Below are 18,009 nucleotides of genomic sequence, written 5' to 3' on the forward strand. Positions count from 1 at the left end.
AAGCCTTATAATTTCAGTTGAAATTATAAGGCTTTTTTGTGTTTAAAAAGTGTGGTTAATTAGCGATATACATAACCTACTACACCTTCATAAGCATATCCGGCACCTACGCCTTCGTTATAATTGGTTGTATATAAATGGTCTGTGTTAGACGATCCATAAAATCTATAAAGCTTCACTCTTCCGCTTCCGCCACTGTTATGAATATAAGCGGCTTTTTTAATGTTCCCGAACAAAGTGCGTACGCTATAATCTCTAAATCCTCTTCTTAATAAATTAGATTTTTCTGCACTACTAGTGGTCATAACAAAATCTCTATTTCCTGGTGCCAGAAGAAAGAATAATTGTTTAGTCCCTGATGGAGGTGCCGAGATGTAGTCATAAGTACCCAACTTAAAAGGCCTACCTTCATAAGTTCCTATGCCTATTCCAAGATTTAATACCCTGTACGTATGGACGGTGTTGGGTCCGCCAGAATAATAACGGCTAACTGCTGATATGGTATTAGCTTTTCCATTGATTTCAGAAGTTGTGTTTACATCTTCAGACACAGTGTTTTCTAAAGTGAGCTCATCTTTTTCACAAGATGTTAAGGTCAATACAGCAAGTATTGCTGTAAACGCGATTGATGATTTTAATGTTGCTTTCATAATTTAAGAATGATTAATATGTTATAAGTCAAAGATGTAACTTATGTCATTTTCTTAAATCATTTTGTGGAGCTATAAGGGGGAAATTGTGGATTACGGTCGTGGTTAGCGTGATCTATGTTTTTAATCAATTTTTTTATTATAAAATACGCTAAAGTATTACCGTAATTACCTTACTGGATTACTCTTTTTACTTCGATTACTTCGCCAACTTGCATATTATTTAATAGGATGTTTCCAATTCTAACTCTAACTAAGCGTAAGGTAGGAAAACCAACAGCAGAAGTCATTTTACGTACTTGCCTGAATTTACCTTCTTTTAAGGTTATAGAAACCCAACTAGTAGGACCGTGTCTTTCATCTCTTATTTTTTTTGATCTTTCAGGAAAATTAGGAGTATCTTTTAATTTAATTGCTTTGCAAGGATTGGTTATATATTTTTTTCCATCAAAACCAATTTCAACACCATCTCGTAACTTTGATATAGCCTCATTAGTAATACTTCCATCTACCTGAGCATAATATTCTTTCTCAATAGCGCCACTACATATATGATTGCTTGTTTTTCCATCAGTTGTAAGTAGTAATAGTCCTTCTGATTTTTCATCTAATCTCCCAATAGCCATAGTTCCATTCGGAAAATCAAATAGTTCGCCAAGTAATTTTTTTGAGTTTTGTTTTTGCCCATTGTTTATAAACTGACTCAGGTATCCGTAGGGTTTGTATATCATAAAATGTTTATGACCTTCTTTATTATTACTATTAGGCATTATTGACTAAATATTTATAATGAATGCAGTAATTAGATTCTGCCAAATGTAATAATTGTAAAACAGTCTATGAAAATTTTCATCATTTTAGGTTAACCTTTATATGAATTGTATAACTAATTGGTAACTAGATAAATATTTGATTATGGTCTGGTGAGTTTTATGTATCTATTTAAAATTAAACAATTACAGCGATGTCAATTCATATGATAGGACAGCCTTACAGCAGAGATATTATTGTCGGTGGGTATGGCTCTGGAAGAAGAAGGGATAGAGATCCCAATTATTTTGCTCCTAATCCCTTAGACCCCTGGCAACGGGATCAAATAAGAGGTTTTTATCAAATAGTAGAGGATGAGCATTTAATAGATTTGCATTATTATAGGTCAAATGATAATGTTTCAATTAATATTTATCAGGTAAAACAATCAGAGGTGCTATTTGTAGAAAGAACATTAGATTTGATACCATCCGGGCATTTAAGATGGCTACAAGAACGTAAACCTGCAGGAATCATTTTTGCTAATTCTGCGGGAAGAAGAAGAGATGAAAGGTATACCGGTGGTTTAAATCCGGGGTATGATGATCAAACAACGCCCTTTTTTGACGAAAGTGAAGGTATTATCATAACATATGGTGCCATATGGAGATACCAAAATCTACTCATTTCTCCAACATTAATTCACGAAATTGGTCATGTAATGACTCACGGTGGAAAAATTAGTTATCGCTATTTTTCTGCTACAGCAAGAGAAACATTGTCTAATACCAGGGTTTCTAGAAATCCCGGAACCCTTGAAGCTCTATGTAATGCTTATATGTATTTTATTTGCTATAGTAGTTCAAATCCTGCTGTGCGTCTTTTTGGAAGTAGACCCGCTATATTAGAAAAGAATCAACAGACCCGAGAAGCACTTAGAAGATGCCCCGCATTTACTTCACGAATGCTTTCTCCATCAGAAATGATAAATTTTAGAGAGAGATAACAAGAAATGAAACAAATCTTACAAGCTAATTCACTAAAATGTTTCATGAATAAATCAATTTAATGGCTCTAATTAGTTAAATTAAAATGGAACATCTATCTTTGTAAAAATAAGTACATATCGATTACTTTTTAAACTCTTTGTACTTAGTCGTTGTAACCACTGGGTTAATTGTTCGGTAAATCAATCTTCCAGAATTGTCATTTTCCAATCATTCGTTTAGTATTTCGATGACAATTTATGTTTAACAGATTAATTATAAATATACTGAATGGCAAAATCACAACAGACCTTTAGCAAGATTGAAAAAGAAAAGAAGAAATTAAAGAAACGCGAAGAAAAGCAGAAAAAGAAGGAAGAGCGCAGAGCAAATTCGAAAAAAGGAAGCGGTTTCGATAACATGATTGCTTATGTTGATGAGAATGGCCACCTTACTGATACACCACCAGATCCATCAAAAAAGAAAAAAGTAAAAGCTGAAAACATAGAAATTGGTATTCCGAAAAAGGAACATATTGAAGAAGATCCAATTAAAAAAGGTAAAGTAGCTTTCTTTAATGATTCTAAGGGATATGGATTCATTACTGAGCAAGAAACTCAAGAAAAATATTTCGTGCACGTACATGGTTTAATGCAGGAAGTAAGAGAAGGGGATAAAGTACAGTTTGAACTAGAAATGGGAATGAAAGGATTAAATGCTGTACGAGTAAAAAAGATTTAATAGCGTTTTATACTAATAATATTAAAAAAAGCATTTGCAGTTTATAAACTGCAAATGCTTTTTTGTTCTATTTTATAGTAGGATACCAATTTAGCTGTACAACTTCTATTTCACTATTTCCTTTATTAACAGTTTCTCTAAATTTAATAATATTACTTAATCCATCAGTTCCTCTATAGTGATATGGATAAACTTGCTTGGGTTTAAACTCTAGAACGGCACCAGCTGCACTTTCTACGGTCATCGTATAGGGTAGATTCATACAAACGAATGCTTTGTCAATATTTTTAAGAGCTCTCATCTCCGGTATATCTTCTGTGTCTCCGGAGAAGTAAAGGCGTTCGTCTCCTAAGGTAATTACGTATCCATTACCGCGTCCTTTTTCGTGGAACTTCAGTGCTTCTTCTCTTAGGTTGTACATAGGTATAGCTTCAATTGATATTCCAGCTACATCTTTTACTTCTCCATTATTAATAATGACTAGCTGATCCGTATAATTTGCAGGAAGTTTTTCTGCAACAGCTTGTGGTACAATTATTTTGGATTTAGAAAGGTCAAGACTGTTTAGAGTCTCTATATTCATATGATCTCCGTGGATATCGGTAATAAGTACAAGGTCTGGGAGTTTTTGATTTTCAAAAGCTTTTGCTCCACCAGTCGGATCCATATAGATGGTTTTTCCTTTGTATTCAAGTACAGTGGTAGCGTGCTGGATTGGAATAATTTTGATATCAGAAACTGGTTTTTCTTTAGATGAATTATCTGCAACAACTTCTTGAGTGTCTGTATTAGCTGTTGTTTCTTCTTTTTTAGTGTCCTTACAGCTTTGTATAAAAAGCGAAATTACTAAGAGGAATAGGGTATGTGATTTCATTATAGTTAGTTTTAGTTATGGTAACAAGGTATAAAATGACTGTAAAATCAGAAACATTTTAATGTAAGATTAACTATCTATCCAAAGCTTAATAGCCATCGCAACTACCATAACAACTAAAAATATTTTAACAACACCGTCTCCTTTTTTTACAGACCATCTACTGGCAAGCCAACCGCCTGAAGCGTTGCCAAAGGCTAAAACGAATCCATATAGATAATCTATTTGGTTATTATAGGCAAAAACGGCTAATGCACCGATAGTGTATATAAATACGACTAATGCTTTTACCGCATTGGATTTTACCAACCCCATTCTGTTAATAGAAGTAAGTGCTAATAGTATAAAGATTCCTACACCTGCCTGTATAAACCCACCATAAATTCCGATCACGAAAAAAGCAAGAATAGATAAAAAACGATATTTACCTTGTATACGTTCTGAAAAATCTTCAACATTGACTTTCGGTTTAAAAACCATGAATAATACAACAACCAGCATTACCACCGCCAGTATTCTATTAAACGTTTCACCTTTAATGTCAATCGCTATTTTTGCACCGATTAAAGAGCCTATCAAAGCAGATACACCTAAATAAACACTAAAGATTGAAGGCCTAATTCCTTTACTTTTAAAACCTGCAACCGAGGTAATACTCTGAATAAAAATACCTATTCTATTGGTACCGTTGGCGACCGTTGGAGGTAAGCCCATAAAAATTAGCATGGGTAAGGTCAGTAAAGATCCGCCTCCTGCAATAGTGTTAATGACTCCAGCAATAAAACCGACTAAGGCCAGAAGAATAAGTAGTAGTGTTTCGTTCATTTGGTTGTGTTACTTCCCAAAAATAACCAAAACTAAAAAATACAAATGCTTTTTGTAATTCATTTAGTATAAAATCTTAAACTATCGTAGATTTACAATACTAATTTAAAATTGAACAACCGTTAAAACGTTACACAAAATACTTCCGGTTTTAGAATCCTTAATAGGTTATAATAAAGCAACGTTGGCAGCGGATGCCGTTGCCGGTATCACAGTAGGTGTAGTGCTTATTCCTCAGGCAATTGCATATGCTTTATTAATGGGTACACCACCTATATATGGGCTGTATGCTTGTTTGATTCCATTAGTCTTGTATGCTTTCTTTGGTACATCCAGACAATTGAGTATTGGTCCGGTTGCTGTTACCGCTATTTTAGTGATGAGTGGAGTGAGTCAGATCGCTGTCCCATTTACACCAGAATTTACCAATTTGGTGATTTTTTCGGGCTTGTTGATTGGAATATTACAGTTAGCTCTTAGTTTTTTAAGGATGGGCTTCTTAGTAAATCTTATTTCTCAACCGGTAATTTCGGGATTTATTTCTGCAGCAGCCATCATTATTATTATTTCTCAGCTTAGTGAATCATTAGGAATAGAAATTCCCAATTTTGATTACACCCACGAATCCATATGGTTTGTAATGCAAAATATTTCTTCCATTCACCTTATAACGGTTGGTATGTGTTTAGGTTCTATATTGATTATGCTTATTCTGAAGAAGTGGAAGAGATCTTTTCCAGGAGCACTTTTTGTGCTTATAATAACAACTATAATTACTATTGTTTTTGATTTAAAAAGTAAAGGCCTTTCTGTAATCGAAGACGTCCCAAAAGGTTTACCATCATTTAGTATTCCTGAAATGAATTACGATTCGGTGGTAGCGTTGATACCATCAGTGCTTACCGTTACATTTATTGGATATGTAGGTAGTATTGGTATTGCAAAATCTTTAGAAATGAAGAATAGAGATCATATCGTGAAACCTAATCAGGAATTATTAGCCTTAGGGATTGCTAAAATAGTTGGAGCATTTTTTCAGGCAATTCCTTCTTCGGGTAGTTATAGCAGATCTGCAATTAATGACGAAGCAGGAGGGAAGACTACTATTTCGTCTATAATTACCGTGATTATGGTTATTATATCACTTTTATTTTTAACTTCTTTCTTTTATTATATTCCTAAAGCGGTTTTGGCTGCGATTATTCTTGTTTCTGTTTTTGGTCTCATTAATTTTAGTGAGGCAAAGCATCTTCTTCAACTAAGAAGAAGAGAGTTTATAGTAATGATTATAACATTTGTGGGGACTTTGGTTTTTGGAGTTGAAAAAGGGATTTTTATTGGGGTCATACTTTCTTATATATTCTTGCAGTACTATAGTTCCAGACCACATATAGCAGAATTAGTGAATATTCCGGGGACTCAATATTATCGTAATATCAATAGATTTTCTGGGGCTGAGAGGTCTTCTAAGTATTTGATCATCCGATTTGATGATCAGTTGTATTTTGCTAATACCAGTTATTTTAAAGAAACCATTCTGAGATATGTCCAAAAAAGGAATCCTTTACCTGAATTTTTAATTTTGGATAGCACTAACATACACGATATTGATAGTACCGGGTTACATGTTTTAGAGGACGTGCACCGGTATTTAGAAGAATCAGGTGTACAATTGTTAATTTCGGGGACCATTGGACCCGTGAGAGATTTTCTTAAAAGATCGGGTTTTACAGATACCTTAGGAATTCAGCATAATTTTTTAAATATAATAGATGCAGTAAATTTTACCGAAAATAAAACAGTTCAGAAAAACTCTTTAGAAGTAGCAGTCCAACATAACCAGAAAAGATCTTTTTTGGATTAATTTTTTATATTGAATTAGGTCTCGACTCCGCTCGACCTGACAGAACAATAATAAATAAGTTCCGATTAATAAATTAATTAGGTTGAAGTTAAGCAAGGATTGACTTCAATATAAAAATCATACTTTTCTAACCATCTAACCATCTAACCATCTAACCATCTAACCATCTAACCTATTTTTCATAGATGTGCATCTTCAATCCCATGCCATAATTCATGAAACCCTTTTGTATCAGTGTGTTGTTCTCACTATATTTTTTATCAAAACGTTGCCAGGTTCTGTTTTTATAGAATATTCTTCTGGTGAAGGTAATATTATCTTCAATTTTATCGGTAAACGGTAGTAGCGGTCTGAATGTGGTAGAGACCTTAACGATTCCTTTTCGGGTTTCTACTTCATGATATTTTTTTGTATGTTGAAGTTTTCCTTCCTTATCTGTATATCCAAGTACCTGAATAGAAATAAATACGCCATTTTTGGGTATAAAAACTTTATATTCGGAAATATCAAGCTCGAAATTAGTTTTATCTTTATTGGTGATCCTAAATATAATATCGTCACCGGGTAGTCTTTTACCGGGAAACCCATTGCTATTTTGATAAAATTGCATTTTAAATAAAGTAGAAAAGGATTGCTTCTTTCCGGAAGAAGATCCGCGAGAGGATTCCATCATAACTGGTAAAAATACTGAAGCAATTTTAGTCGATTTTAGTGGATCTTTGGGAAAAAATACTGCAATTTCAGATTCTACCGTAGGTAACCAACACCTAAAATAGTCATCGTGTACCTTAGAGCTCTTTTTTTTCGTTTTGTATTTACCAAGATTTTCTGCTTTTACAACTACTTCCTGAAGTTCTGCAATATCAGGTGTCAGTAAAATTGTTTTAGGCAAATCCTCTGTTGTTAAACCTTTTTCTTTATATCCAAGTGCGGATATAAATATAGAATCTATATCTCTATATCTTTTTTTTGAAAATTGAAAAACCCCATCTGCATCGGCAAATAAACCATTTCCGTTGCCAAATGAAATGGTAGCATAGGATATGGGGAATTTTTCCGAGGCATCGAAGATCTTGTAAGATTGACTTTGAATCCCTTGAAAAAGCAGTAATACAAGTATGGGGAATACTTTTTTCATAGTAGGTTAGGGGGGCGTTAAATAAAGGGTTAAATTAATGAAAAAAAATTAAAACCATAAGCCGTCTGACTTATGTAATAACATTTTGAACTTTTTATCATCGTATTTTTTAATTTTATATTATCAAAAAGAGAGCCAAAAAAAGAAGAATACCTACGGGATATGTTCTATTTTTAAGAATAACGTATTCTCTATTTGATGAATAATAAATGTACAAGCTCTATCTTTGACTTTCATTAGACTTCATATCTATCCGATACAAATAAAAAAGTAAGTATTTGAAAAAAGCTATCTATTTTATGATTCTAAGTACCGTATCTTTTACGGTAATGAACTTACTGGTAAAATATCTAATTGGGTTTAGTGCATACCAATTGGTGTTTTTTAGATCCATAGGAACATTGTTTTTTACCATGCCATTTTTGTTATATCATAACATATCAATCCTTGGAAATCAAAAGAAACTCCTCATATTTCGTGGATTAGCGGGTGTTACTTCTATGGGATTGTTTTTTATGTCAGTAGAATATCTTAAAATAGGTTCTGCCGTATCTCTTAGATATCTTTCACCCATCTTTGCTACAATTTTGGCTGTCATATTTCTTAGGGAACGAGTAAAAAACATACAATGGCTATTTTTCTTACTTGCATTTTTTGGAGTTTTGATCATCAAGGGATTTGATACGGATATTAGTTCTATTGGCTTATTACTCATCATCCTGTCTGCTTTGTTTAGTGGTGTTGTGTATGTGTTAATTAATAAAATAGGTTTAAAAGATCATCCTGTAGTGATTGTAAATTATTTTATGTGGATAGCTACAATTCTAGGAGGAATTCTTTCGATTTTTAATTGGAAAAAAACTCCGGAAGGATTAGAATGGGCGCTATTGTTAAGTTTAGGTATTTTTGGTTATTTTGGACAACTGTTTATGACCAAAGCTTTTCAGTCACAGGTTACCAATAAGGTGGTTTCCCTGAAATATATGGAAGTGATTTTTACGATGATAGCAGGTATTTTTTTGTTTGGAGACAAATATCCTTTATTAAGTATTTTAGGAACTGTTATGGTTATTACAGGGTTGGTTCTTAATATGTTTTATCGTTCTAAATAAATAGTAATAAATTGATTTAAAGTTAATTAAAATAATTTTTTAAACTATTTCTCCAACTTTTTTATGTAACCCACATTGCTCTACAAATTTGTTCGTAAATACTTCTCTTGTATCTTCATTTAATAAATGATTACGAGAATCTATCCAATGTTGCACTGTGGCAGCACCATACATTTTTTGTATTCGATTAAAATTAAGATTGAAGTTTATTTTACCCCAATGTAATGTATAAGCGATATTTTTAGCCTCCAGCCTATTCCATATTTTTTCATAAAAATTTCGGGTAACTTTAGAATCCACACCATCTAATTCTAACACACAGGTTTTCGGAAATTTTGTAAATCCTAATAATGCCTCAGTTCCTTTTACATATCGTAATGAAATTCCGCCAGGAAAAGGGTCACCATTATCAATGATATCTAATATTTCCTGTACTACTTTTGTGCTATCCTTTATATCTATACCCAATGCAGCGCTTGCTACTTTTCCTCTAAATTTAGTATTGTTATAGGTTTCACCTATAGTACCTTCTAGCGCAGCTGTTTCTTTGTATGCAAGAGGAAACAATAGATTAACCAGACTTGGCACTAGTTTTACGGATAGGGTTCCTAGACTATCCATCATTGTTTGTATGAGTCCTAAAAGATCATCGCCATAGGTTAATCCATTACTATCTCTGGTTCTGCGAGTATAATCATCGCGGTATTTTCGTTTATAGGCTACTTTAATATACACTCCTTTATCTGTGTCATTTGGCTTAAAATCAAATGGGTTTATAAGTACTTCGAAATGATACAATTCTCGATCTGATGAGAACTGTGGAAAAGGCAATAGATTCTCAATACCTGAAAAATCTTGTGTTGTCATCGCGTGTTTTAAGGTATCGTTATAAGCAATTTTATCAATGCGGTGCTCTTCTAATAAAAACTTTGGTTCAGTTTCTATTAACACTCCGTGGATGAAACCAAAACTACCGAAACTTACCAGTGCAGAATTAAATAAAATATCATCCTGAATTCTTTCTGCTCCAAGCCAATTCACAAATTTGTCTGACATAACAGGAGTAGAGTGACGTTCTAGCCAAATATGTCTATTCTTACCAACGATTATGTGCAATCCAACCACAAAATCTTGCAGGGACCCTACGTTAAATGCAGACCCATGTGTTCCTGTAGATAAAGCTCCGGCTATGGTTTGACCATTGCTGGCTCCTGAGGCTTTGATAGATCTATTGGGTCTTTTTTCTTTCTCCAGTTTTGAGTTTAATTGTAGTATGGACATCCCACATTGTGTAAAAAACAAGTTTTCGGGAGTTCCTCCTTTATCTATATAGTTATCTGCTACGTATGATTTGGAAATAGAAAAAGAGAGACGTAATGATTTAGTGTCAATAATTCCTCCTTCAGACACTGCAACTTTAGAAAAAGACCAGCCGCTACCCATAGCTCTAAGCCGGATTTTGTTTTTAATTGCGTGTCCGATTAACCATTGAATATTTTTGGTAGTTGCCTTATATTTTTCTGAGCTTTTGGATAAGGAATGATCATTTCTAAGCTTAAAAGAAGCATCTTTAGTGAGTTGTTGAGTAAAATTCTGATGCCTGTTTTCCCACGATGTGATTGGTAGTATTTCGATACCTTTAGGTAATGCCATTTTGATTAGTTTTTACTGGATTTATACTTACAAATCTTCGATTGGGGTGTCTATTGGAGCACATTCCCATTCTACAGTCTGCGGCACTACAATGCCTATAGTGATAGCAGAGATTAATATATACCCTAAATTAGTAGAACTGGTAACAGAGTTCATTCGTTTGGACTCACATTCGGGATCAATGTCTTTGGGTGTGACTAATCCCCAGGCATAGCTCCAGGAAGTTTTGGAGTGTTTTACAACAGAATCATTGTCATACTCGCTAACAACACGTGTTGACATACAGCTTTGACAACTTATCATAAGCACTAGTAATATACTAATGCTTCGCAATCGAATATAGTTTTGCATACCTCATGATTTTTTAGAGGCAATTAGACAAGTATTGGGTGGTGAATACGTTATACGTAAAAATAAGCAGATAATTTGTGCTGAGAAAGGGGGATTTAACTGTTTTTTATATTGAAAGTAGCTTTTTTAATAGAATTCACCAGATAATATATATTGATATATTGAAAAGTACATATATTTATACTTTAATTTATTCATAAGTTTATAAAGTATATTTGTGTATACTTTAGTATATTTGTATTGGTACTTACTATTAAGTATATTAATTTGTACTTTAATTAATAAAAAGCGCATAACGTATATATAAATATACATTATATTTTAGATATGGATTTTAATAAACTTTCGGATGATGATGTTTTGTTAACGCTTACACAACGTGTAAAAAAAAGGAGACTTAACCTCAATATAACACAAGATGAACTTTCTAAGAGGGCAGGAGTTCATGTGCAGACAATTAAGAACTTTGAATCTGGTAAATCTACAACTTTACTTACTTTTATTCAGATTCTTAGGGCTTTTGGAGAGCTTGACTCCTTGAGTTTGTTTTTGCCGGATCCGGGAATCAGCCCTATAGAATTATTGAAATTAAAAGGTAAAGAAAGAGAAAGAGCTTCAGGGAGTTCTGTAGATAAACCAAAGAAATCATCATGGTAGACGTTATCAAAATAACACTTTGGGATCAGGAATTAGGAGCTTTGAGTTGGGATACCAACAAAAAGTATGCGTCTTTTGAGTTTTTTTCTGATTTTTTGAAAAATAATTGGGATGTTTCACCCATACATATGCCTATTCGTAATTCAGAGAAAAGAATTTATAGTTTTCCGCGTCTTAATGAAGATACTTTTAAGGGATTACCGGGAATGTTATCGGATGTGTTACCGGATGATTTTGGAAATCGATTGATTGATCAATGGTTATTGCTTAATAATATCCCTAAAGCTCAATTTACACCTTTAGATCGTTTGTGTTATATCGGAACTCGTGGAATGGGAGCATTAGAGTTTCAACCTGCCAGAAATATTGGTAAAAAAATAGCAAGTAGTGTAGAAATAGATAAACTTGTAACACTTGCACAAAAAGTATTGAATTCCAGAGAGCAAATAGAACTCAATATCTCTGATACCGAGCATCTAAATGAATTGATAAAAGTAGGTACTTCTGCTGGAGGACAGCGCGCAAAAGCCATTATTGCTTATAATTCAAAAACTAATGAGATCAGATCTGGACAAACAGATGTTCCAAAAGGTTTTGAGCATTACCTTTTTAAATTTGATGGTGTTAATGATGTATCTCTTGGAGATCCACAGGGATACGGCAGAATAGAATATGCCTACTATCTAATGGCTTTGGATTGTGGAATTCATATGGAACATTCTCAGTTGTTCGAAGAACATGATCGAGCACATTTTATGACCAAACGATTCGATCGTTTGCCGGATAACGAGAAAGTGCATATGCAAACGTTATGTTCTATTGCACATTTTGATTATAAATCTCCGGGTGCATACTCGTATGAAAATGCATTTGAAGTTATGAGACAACTCAGACTGCCACATCAGGATGCTATTCAGCTATATAAAAGAATGTTACTAAATGTTATTGCCAGAAATCAAGATGATCATACTAAGAACATTTCTTTTTTAATGGATAAACAAGGTGTATGGAAACTGGCTCCTGCATATGATATCACCTATTCTTATAATCCTACCGGCATATGGACCAGCACACATCAGATGTCTATTAATGGAAAAAGAGGTGGTTTTACTATTAAAGACCTACTTGCTGTAGGGAATAAAATAAGCTATAAGAAGAGTAAAGAAGCTATACAACAGGTGTTGGATGTAGTAGGAAACTGGAATTATTATGCTAGTATCGCAGGAATTCCTTCAAAACAAGCTGATACATTGCAAAAAGCATTTAGAACTGAGTTATAATAAAAGTATTCTATGATTTTATTAAGTAGTCGGATTTCGAGTACCTCAATCCTCATTTGATATTTTTTTGAACCCTGAGGTTCTCGAAGGGTTAACTGCCATAACGGTCAAGCTGATACATTGCAAAAAGCATTTAGAATAAAATTATAACTTGGTACAGATAAAAATACTTTAGCATATATGAGTTTTAAAAAGAAAACCAAATTAAATTATATAACGACTAAAGGGATATTTTTCATAACACTATTAGTGATTGCTATTACGATACTTTCTGTATGGCAATTTGGACTCGGAAAAGAAAGAACTATTATTGAAAACTCTATACTATCCACAACCATCTTATCAGTTGTGTTTTTTCTGTTTATGACAATAGGGTTATATCACGGTGTAAAGTTAAAAGACAATTTAGGGAAAATGACAGATCGTTTGGATTTTGAGAAGGAGGGTATATCTGATGTTTTTGATACCTCACCGGAGATACCTGATCTTGGTGACGGATTTGAAGAAATCATTTTGGGTATTTTGCTTTGGGTTTTAATAACCATAATAATTGGAATATTATTATGGTTATTTGGGGGCATTTTATGGACGATGGTACTTATATTTTTAGCAATGCTATACTGGATTTTCTTTAGGGCATTACGTTTAGTCTTCAAAAAATCTCCTGTATGCAAGGGAAAATTAGCAAAAAGTATGCTATTTGGTGTAAGTTATACCGTTCTGTATAATTTTTGGATATACGGTATTATTCTAATAGCGGATTTCTTGAAGTAGTATTATTGAGCATACGAGTACCGAGAAATTTGGTGAATTATTTAGGGCAAAATATTCAAAATTTAGTCACGATAATTGGGGTAAAATGTTTTAATCTAGAAACTAACTTAAGTCTCATCGTACTCATACACTCAAAAATGGATTGTTCTAATTAAAATCCTCTCGTAAATAGAACATTAATTTAGATTTATCAGTAAAACTTTTGATAGCAATGATTTCACCGTTTAATTTGTTGTAAATTATTTCGGCAAATAAAAAGTCTATATAGAAAATACTGTAGTAAAAATCACGATTGGCATCATTGATAGAAAACAGATGTATTCCTTTGTTCCAAATGTGATGATATTTTTCTGCTAAGTCTTGCGAATTGAAACGCTTCTCCAGAGTAGTTTTTTGCATAAGTATATGATTTTAAGATTTAAAAGGCACCTCTAAACTACGGAAAAACCGTAAGAATACAAACATAAAAATTGAAAAAATCTATAAATTCCCCTTTTTCCGCCTATAAACTGGTAATTTTTGCCATTAAATCCAAAGAGTTAGATGCACTAAAAACTTAAATAAATCTTATTTTCGCATTAAATACTTGTATAGAATTGGCGACAGTTTCTCAAAATATATTTCTAACCAAAAAAGAAAAACTACGATGTATTTCTTGCGGTAAAAAGATTCCTTTAGGAAAATCTTTTGTTGCAGAAAGCGAAAATCATAAAGGTACCTGCTTTAGTTGTTCTCCTTTTGTAGGATATGTGTTATTACCTCCCGGAAATGTAGCAATGACCAGAAGATCTAAGAAACATTCTACACTTTGTGGGGTTGTTCTGGCTTGGAATCAACGTGGAAAAAGATATGAGCGCAGAGGACAGTTGGTAGAAGCGATAGCAATAGAAAAAGCACGTGTAGAATGTGAACAAGACCAGGCATCCAGAGATCGTAAAAATAAAAAAGCGGCAATCATTAGAGAACAAAAGGATCGTGAATTTGTAGTTAATTTTGCAGAAGCAATCAGAACTCAATATCCTAATTGCCCTATAAAAAGAGAGTTTGCCATCGCCATGCATGCCTGCGAAAAGCATAGTGGAAGAGTAGGCAGAACGGCTAAAGCTAAGGAGTTTGATGCCAAAATGATTGATTTGGCCGTAGAAGCACATATACGACATACCGAAACCAATTATGATCAACAGTTTGGTAAAGGAAAAGGTAAGAAAGAAATAAGGGTTGAAATTAAATCTGATATTCATACCATTATGAATAAATGGAAGTAATGTTTTTTACTTATAACATAAATACTGGGCTTTATGGCTAAAAAAGGTAGAGAAAAGAATACACTGAATAAAGCGAAGCACTCAAAGCTTATGAATCGTAAAAAGAATAAACTCCGAAAAGAAAAAGAGTTGAGAGCAGAACGATTAAAAGCGATGGTACAAAAAATGAATGCGTCCAAACAAAATACTTCTGAGAATGAGTAAATGCTATTGTGGAAGATCACAATCATATGATACTTGCTGTGGTAGGATTCACACAGATATTACGCTGGTAACAACTGCCGAAGATCTAATGAGATCCCGTTATAGTGCTTTTGTTTTGGCCAAAGGTGAATATTTAATGAAAAGCCACCATAGCACTACACGACCACCCTTAAAAGAAAAGAAGTCTATTGTAAAATGGGCAAACTCTGTAAAATGGGTCAAATTGGAAGTTTTAAAGACCTCAAAGGGTGCCGAGTCTGATGAAGAGGGAACGGTTGAGTTTAAGGCTTTTTACTTTGAAAATGGTGCTTTAGAAGTAATCCATGAGAATTCTCAATTTGTAAAAGAGAACGGATATTGGGTGTATATGGGAGAAGTTGATCATTAATAATCCTAATAAGTAATCAATGGAATTATACGACAAGATCATAAGGATCGTAGATGCAAATTTTATTTTTTGCTTATTTCCATTGATAATGACACTTATACTCGTAGAATTAATCTTCAAGAATAGATGTAAAACGAAACAGGTTTTGAATTTCATACGATGGAGTATTATTGTCTATACCGTAGTATCCATTGTTCACTTTATAATTGGAATTGTTTTCTTCCCAAATGAGTTTGCATTTATTAACAGAGCCGTCGGATCATATTGGGCAATGTATTGGGTTATGCTCTTTTCTTCCTCTATACTACCTTTTACATTGTTAATAAGAAAATTAGAAAGTAAACCCTTGTATATTTTGTTGGTTGCTGTTTGTATGAAATTAGGGGTTTATTTAGAACGTTTTGTGATTATCGTGACCAGCTTTCATAGAGATTATCTTCCGAATAACTGGAGTTCTGGTTTTATAAATTTTCCAACCTATGGCATTCTATTGTTTTTTACACAAGGATTCATTTTAGCAATTTTATTACTAGGTTTTTTTGAATTTATACATCGTAAAAACAATATTTAGCGGAAACTCGATATAAGTTTTAAATGTACAGTAGTATCTAAAGGTTTTCCACAACTTCATTTTCTTTCATTCATTTTAGATTTATAAAAACTTTTTTTACTCAAAGAGGGTAACAAAAAAATTCCCTGTGTATATAAAGATGTACTATCAAAACGCGCGCTTGATTACTACAACTTTTTGAGGTAGCCGAAAATCATCAAGAGTAGGCAAAAATCTAAACATACAAATAATGAAAAAGGTATTCTTATTACCCAGAGGCTTAGAAAAATTTTCTGCAAAGGAACTTAAAAACATGCAAGCTATTTTAGGTGGAGCAGAAGATGTTCCAGCACCAATATACTACCCTACTAGTGGTGGTAGACGATGTATAGATGGTCAGGTTTGGTCAGAAACATTGAAGAAATGTGTTCCGACTGTTATCGGAGTTCCTATTGAACATAGGTAGACGATTTGGGAAAGTTTATTAAATTCTCTTAGATAGTACTCTAAGGGACTGTAGTGATAACTATTTCCAATACGTAAACAGTAGAGGATTGATTTATCAATCCATAGGATACTAGGCGAAGCCGGAAAAGCTTACTTGTACAACCATAAAATCTCCGAACTTCGCTTAGTATTTCATAATTCACACTAACTCATTAAAAATATCTCTCATGCAATTCGATGCTTTAATACTCAAAGTGGCCAGTAGATGTAATCTCAATTGTTCTTATTGTTTTATGTACAATCTTGGGGATACTACCTATAAAGGACAACCTAAATTTATGTCATACGATATGATCGATTCGATTTTAGAAAAAACTAAAAAATATATCATTGAATATGACAAAAAAGAATTTTCATTTATTTTTCATGGAGGAGAACCTTTATTGATAGAAAAGGATTTTTATAGAACCTTTGTAAATAAAGCGAATACCCTCAATGAAGAGTTGCCGGGAGTTGTTTTTAGATATGATATACAGACTAATGGCGTGTTAATCGATGAAGATTGGTGTACATTATTTAGAGAACTAGAGGTGTATCCAAGTATCAGTGTTGACGGTACCAAAAAAGCACACGATATGTTTCGGGTAGATCATAAAGGAAATGGTAGCTATGATAAAGTTAGCGATGCAGTAAGATTACTTAAGAATCAAATAGGATATGCCGACACAGTCTGTGTAATTAATATTGAAGAAGAACCAAACGCCATTTATGAAAGCTTTAAAAAAATGCAGGTAAATTCTGTGAACTTTTTAATTCCTGATTTTACGTATGATAATTTTCCTTTCGACAAAGAAAAAACCGAAATGGCAGATTGGCTGATGCAGCTATTTGATATTTGGATTCAAGATGCTGAAAGATATAAAATTCCTATGTTTATTGGATTAATCAATAGATTATTGGGTGTTGGGAAAAATAGTAATAACGAATCTACTGTATTAGTAATAGAAACAAACGGCGAAATTGAAGCTATCGATTCATTAAAAGCTTGTGGTCATGGATTTACCAAATCAGGTATGAATGTGTTGTTTAATGATTTTTCGGATATTAAAAAATCACCATTGGGAAAGCTATATTTTGAAGATAGTTCCGTAAAACTGAATGATAAATGTCTTCATTGTCCGATTCGAGATATTTGCCAGGGAGGAAGACTGGTTCATAGATTTAATAAAGAAAATGGATTTAACAATCCATCAGTGTATTGTAAAGATCTGATAAAATTTATTAGTCATATACAAAATAGGTTAATTGATATTTTTCCCGAAATTTATAGTAACGAAAATGTGGAACCGATGAAGAGTGATGAAATTGTCGAATTTATAAATGATTTAAATGCAGAAACGCTGTTTGCCGAAGAGTTAGAATATTTTGGCAGCAATTAATCTACTCAAATTTGTAATTTTTTTAAATTAATTGGCACTAAACCTAAGAATACCATTCAGA

21 protein-coding genes are annotated in these 18,009 nt (G+C 33.1%); 13 read left to right on the forward strand and 8 right to left on the reverse strand.

What is annotated here, in order from left to right:
• Positions 1–59: 59 nt before the first annotated feature.
• Together ACFSR1_RS06130 and ACFSR1_RS06135 are read right to left on the reverse strand one after the other, a co-directional pair.
• Positions 60–650, reverse strand: coding sequence for a hypothetical protein (locus ACFSR1_RS06130; protein WP_378290666.1), 591 nt, complete (start codon positions 648–650; stop codon positions 60–62).
• A gap of 173 nt (positions 651–823) precedes the next feature.
• The gene (locus ACFSR1_RS06135) at positions 824–1,420 is read right to left on the reverse strand and encodes a pseudouridine synthase (RefSeq protein ID WP_378290668.1); all 597 of its coding nucleotides are present in this window, start codon (positions 1,418–1,420) and stop codon (positions 824–826) included.
• Between the two features lie 194 nt (positions 1,421–1,614).
• Here ACFSR1_RS06135 and ACFSR1_RS06140 point away from each other — a divergent pair, with 194 nt between their 5' ends.
• Positions 1,615–2,406 (forward strand): hypothetical protein, encoded by a 792-nt coding sequence (locus ACFSR1_RS06140; protein ID WP_378290670.1) that lies wholly within the window; start codon positions 1,615–1,617, stop codon positions 2,404–2,406.
• Between the two features lie 271 nt (positions 2,407–2,677).
• Positions 2,678–3,127, forward strand: a complete 450-nt coding sequence (locus ACFSR1_RS06145) for a cold-shock protein (RefSeq protein WP_378290672.1) — start codon at positions 2,678–2,680, stop codon at positions 3,125–3,127.
• A 67-nt stretch (positions 3,128–3,194) separates the two neighbouring features.
• On the opposite strand, the gene ACFSR1_RS06150 is transcribed toward ACFSR1_RS06145, so the two are convergent.
• Both ACFSR1_RS06150 and ACFSR1_RS06155 read right to left on the reverse strand, forming a co-directional pair.
• The gene (locus tag ACFSR1_RS06150) at positions 3,195–4,001 is read right to left on the reverse strand and encodes an MBL fold metallo-hydrolase (RefSeq protein ID WP_378290674.1); all 807 of its coding nucleotides are present in this window, start codon (positions 3,999–4,001) and stop codon (positions 3,195–3,197) included.
• 69 nt (positions 4,002–4,070) lie between these two features.
• On the reverse strand, positions 4,071–4,826 hold the full coding sequence (locus ACFSR1_RS06155; protein WP_378290676.1) for a sulfite exporter TauE/SafE family protein: 756 nt from the start codon (positions 4,824–4,826) through the stop codon (positions 4,071–4,073).
• Positions 4,827–4,965: 139 nt separating this feature from the next.
• On the opposite strand from ACFSR1_RS06155, the gene ACFSR1_RS06160 reads away from it, so the two are divergent.
• A complete protein-coding gene (locus ACFSR1_RS06160) occupies positions 4,966–6,690 on the forward strand; it encodes a SulP family inorganic anion transporter (protein WP_378291364.1) in 1,725 nt (574 codons plus the stop codon).
• Positions 6,691–6,862: 172 nt separating this feature from the next.
• Here ACFSR1_RS06160 and ACFSR1_RS06165 read toward each other — a convergent pair whose 3' ends face one another.
• Positions 6,863–7,828, reverse strand: coding sequence for a hypothetical protein (locus ACFSR1_RS06165; RefSeq protein ID WP_378290678.1), 966 nt, complete (start codon positions 7,826–7,828; stop codon positions 6,863–6,865).
• Between the two features lie 278 nt (positions 7,829–8,106).
• Between ACFSR1_RS06165 and ACFSR1_RS06170 the strand changes: the two genes are divergently transcribed.
• Positions 8,107–8,940 (forward strand): DMT family transporter, encoded by an 834-nt coding sequence (locus tag ACFSR1_RS06170; RefSeq protein ID WP_378290680.1) that lies wholly within the window; start codon positions 8,107–8,109, stop codon positions 8,938–8,940.
• Between the two features lie 39 nt (positions 8,941–8,979).
• Here the strand turns inward: ACFSR1_RS06170 and ACFSR1_RS06175 are convergent, their stop codons facing one another.
• Positions 8,980–10,593, reverse strand: coding sequence for a hypothetical protein (locus tag ACFSR1_RS06175; protein ID WP_378290682.1), 1,614 nt, complete (start codon positions 10,591–10,593; stop codon positions 8,980–8,982).
• A 27-nt stretch (positions 10,594–10,620) separates the two neighbouring features.
• Positions 10,621–10,875 (reverse strand): hypothetical protein, encoded by a 255-nt coding sequence (locus ACFSR1_RS06180; RefSeq protein WP_378290684.1) that lies wholly within the window; start codon positions 10,873–10,875, stop codon positions 10,621–10,623.
• Between the two features lie 396 nt (positions 10,876–11,271).
• Between ACFSR1_RS06180 and ACFSR1_RS06185 the strand changes: the two genes are divergently transcribed.
• The 3 genes from ACFSR1_RS06185 (at position 11,272) to ACFSR1_RS06195 (ending at position 13,655) form a co-directional block, all read left to right on the forward strand.
• Positions 11,272–11,601, forward strand: coding sequence for a helix-turn-helix transcriptional regulator (locus ACFSR1_RS06185; protein WP_378290686.1), 330 nt, complete (start codon positions 11,272–11,274; stop codon positions 11,599–11,601).
• Positions 11,595–12,881 carry a type II toxin-antitoxin system HipA family toxin gene (locus ACFSR1_RS06190; protein WP_378290687.1) on the forward strand — a complete coding sequence of 429 codons (1,287 nt, stop codon included), beginning with the start codon at positions 11,595–11,597 and terminating at the stop codon, positions 12,879–12,881. Before ACFSR1_RS06185 ends, ACFSR1_RS06190 begins: the two co-directional genes overlap by 7 nt.
• Before the next feature lie 180 nt (positions 12,882–13,061).
• Positions 13,062–13,655 (forward strand): hypothetical protein, encoded by a 594-nt coding sequence (locus ACFSR1_RS06195; protein ID WP_378290689.1) that lies wholly within the window; start codon positions 13,062–13,064, stop codon positions 13,653–13,655.
• 147 nt (positions 13,656–13,802) lie between these two features.
• Here the strand turns inward: ACFSR1_RS06195 and ACFSR1_RS06200 are convergent, their stop codons facing one another.
• Positions 13,803–14,054 (reverse strand): hypothetical protein, encoded by a 252-nt coding sequence (locus ACFSR1_RS06200; protein WP_378290691.1) that lies wholly within the window; start codon positions 14,052–14,054, stop codon positions 13,803–13,805.
• A gap of 197 nt (positions 14,055–14,251) precedes the next feature.
• On the opposite strand from ACFSR1_RS06200, the gene ACFSR1_RS06205 reads away from it, so the two are divergent.
• The 6 genes from ACFSR1_RS06205 to ACFSR1_RS06230 all read left to right on the forward strand — a co-directional run bounded on the left by ACFSR1_RS06205 (position 14,252) and on the right by ACFSR1_RS06230 (position 17,948).
• Complete coding sequence (locus ACFSR1_RS06205; protein ID WP_378290693.1) at positions 14,252–14,920, forward strand: DUF2293 domain-containing protein; 669 nt, start codon at positions 14,252–14,254, stop codon at positions 14,918–14,920.
• Between the two features lie 33 nt (positions 14,921–14,953).
• The gene (locus tag ACFSR1_RS06210) at positions 14,954–15,124 is read left to right on the forward strand and encodes a hypothetical protein (protein ID WP_378290695.1); all 171 of its coding nucleotides are present in this window, start codon (positions 14,954–14,956) and stop codon (positions 15,122–15,124) included.
• A complete protein-coding gene (locus tag ACFSR1_RS06215) occupies positions 15,117–15,512 on the forward strand; it encodes a YchJ family protein (RefSeq protein WP_378290697.1) in 396 nt (131 codons plus the stop codon). Before ACFSR1_RS06210 ends, ACFSR1_RS06215 begins: the two co-directional genes overlap by 8 nt.
• A 145-nt stretch (positions 15,513–15,657) precedes the next feature.
• Positions 15,658–16,083 (forward strand): hypothetical protein, encoded by a 426-nt coding sequence (locus tag ACFSR1_RS06220; protein WP_378290699.1) that lies wholly within the window; start codon positions 15,658–15,660, stop codon positions 16,081–16,083.
• Positions 16,084–16,312: 229 nt separating this feature from the next.
• The gene (locus ACFSR1_RS06225) at positions 16,313–16,528 is read left to right on the forward strand and encodes a hypothetical protein (protein WP_378290701.1); all 216 of its coding nucleotides are present in this window, start codon (positions 16,313–16,315) and stop codon (positions 16,526–16,528) included.
• Positions 16,529–16,736: 208 nt separating this feature from the next.
• Entirely contained in the window at positions 16,737–17,948 is a 1,212-nt protein-coding gene (locus tag ACFSR1_RS06230; protein ID WP_378290703.1) for a radical SAM protein, read from the forward strand.
• The last annotated feature ends 61 nt before the right edge of the window (positions 17,949–18,009 follow it).

This window comes from Aquimarina rubra, assembly GCF_042684305.1.
GTDB classification, from domain to species: domain Bacteria; phylum Bacteroidota; class Bacteroidia; order Flavobacteriales; family Flavobacteriaceae; genus Aquimarina; species Aquimarina rubra.

What these genes read in the sequence shown, in the direction of transcription:
- ACFSR1_RS06190 (WP_378290687.1), top strand. Translation starts at nt 11,595, where the DNA reads ATGGTAGACGTTATCAAAATAACACTTTGGGATCAGGAATTAGGAGCT.
- ACFSR1_RS06225 (WP_378290701.1), top strand. Translation starts at nt 16,313, where the DNA reads ATGAAAAAGGTATTCTTATTACCCAGAGGCTTAGAAAAATTTTCTGCA.
- ACFSR1_RS06195 (WP_378290689.1), top strand. Translation starts at nt 13,062, where the DNA reads ATGAGTTTTAAAAAGAAAACCAAATTAAATTATATAACGACTAAAGGG.
- ACFSR1_RS06140 (WP_378290670.1), top strand. Translation starts at nt 1,615, where the DNA reads ATGTCAATTCATATGATAGGACAGCCTTACAGCAGAGATATTATTGTC.
- ACFSR1_RS06180 (WP_378290684.1), bottom strand. Translation starts at nt 10,875, where the DNA reads ATGTCAACACGTGTTGTTAGCGAGTATGACAATGATTCTGTTGTAAAA.
- ACFSR1_RS06135 (WP_378290668.1), bottom strand. Translation starts at nt 1,420, where the DNA reads ATGCCTAATAGTAATAATAAAGAAGGTCATAAACATTTTATGATATAC.
- ACFSR1_RS06200 (WP_378290691.1), bottom strand. Translation starts at nt 14,054, where the DNA reads ATGCAAAAAACTACTCTGGAGAAGCGTTTCAATTCGCAAGACTTAGCA.
- ACFSR1_RS06215 (WP_378290697.1), top strand. Translation starts at nt 15,117, where the DNA reads ATGAGTAAATGCTATTGTGGAAGATCACAATCATATGATACTTGCTGT.
- ACFSR1_RS06175 (WP_378290682.1), bottom strand. Translation starts at nt 10,593, where the DNA reads ATGGCATTACCTAAAGGTATCGAAATACTACCAATCACATCGTGGGAA.
- ACFSR1_RS06150 (WP_378290674.1), bottom strand. Translation starts at nt 4,001, where the DNA reads ATGAAATCACATACCCTATTCCTCTTAGTAATTTCGCTTTTTATACAA.
- ACFSR1_RS06230 (WP_378290703.1), top strand. Translation starts at nt 16,737, where the DNA reads ATGCAATTCGATGCTTTAATACTCAAAGTGGCCAGTAGATGTAATCTC.
- ACFSR1_RS06130 (WP_378290666.1), bottom strand. Translation starts at nt 650, where the DNA reads ATGAAAGCAACATTAAAATCATCAATCGCGTTTACAGCAATACTTGCT.
- ACFSR1_RS06210 (WP_378290695.1), top strand. Translation starts at nt 14,954, where the DNA reads ATGGCTAAAAAAGGTAGAGAAAAGAATACACTGAATAAAGCGAAGCAC.
- ACFSR1_RS06155 (WP_378290676.1), bottom strand. Translation starts at nt 4,826, where the DNA reads ATGAACGAAACACTACTACTTATTCTTCTGGCCTTAGTCGGTTTTATT.
- ACFSR1_RS06185 (WP_378290686.1), top strand. Translation starts at nt 11,272, where the DNA reads ATGGATTTTAATAAACTTTCGGATGATGATGTTTTGTTAACGCTTACA.
- ACFSR1_RS06165 (WP_378290678.1), bottom strand. Translation starts at nt 7,828, where the DNA reads ATGAAAAAAGTATTCCCCATACTTGTATTACTGCTTTTTCAAGGGATT.
- ACFSR1_RS06145 (WP_378290672.1), top strand. Translation starts at nt 2,678, where the DNA reads ATGGCAAAATCACAACAGACCTTTAGCAAGATTGAAAAAGAAAAGAAG.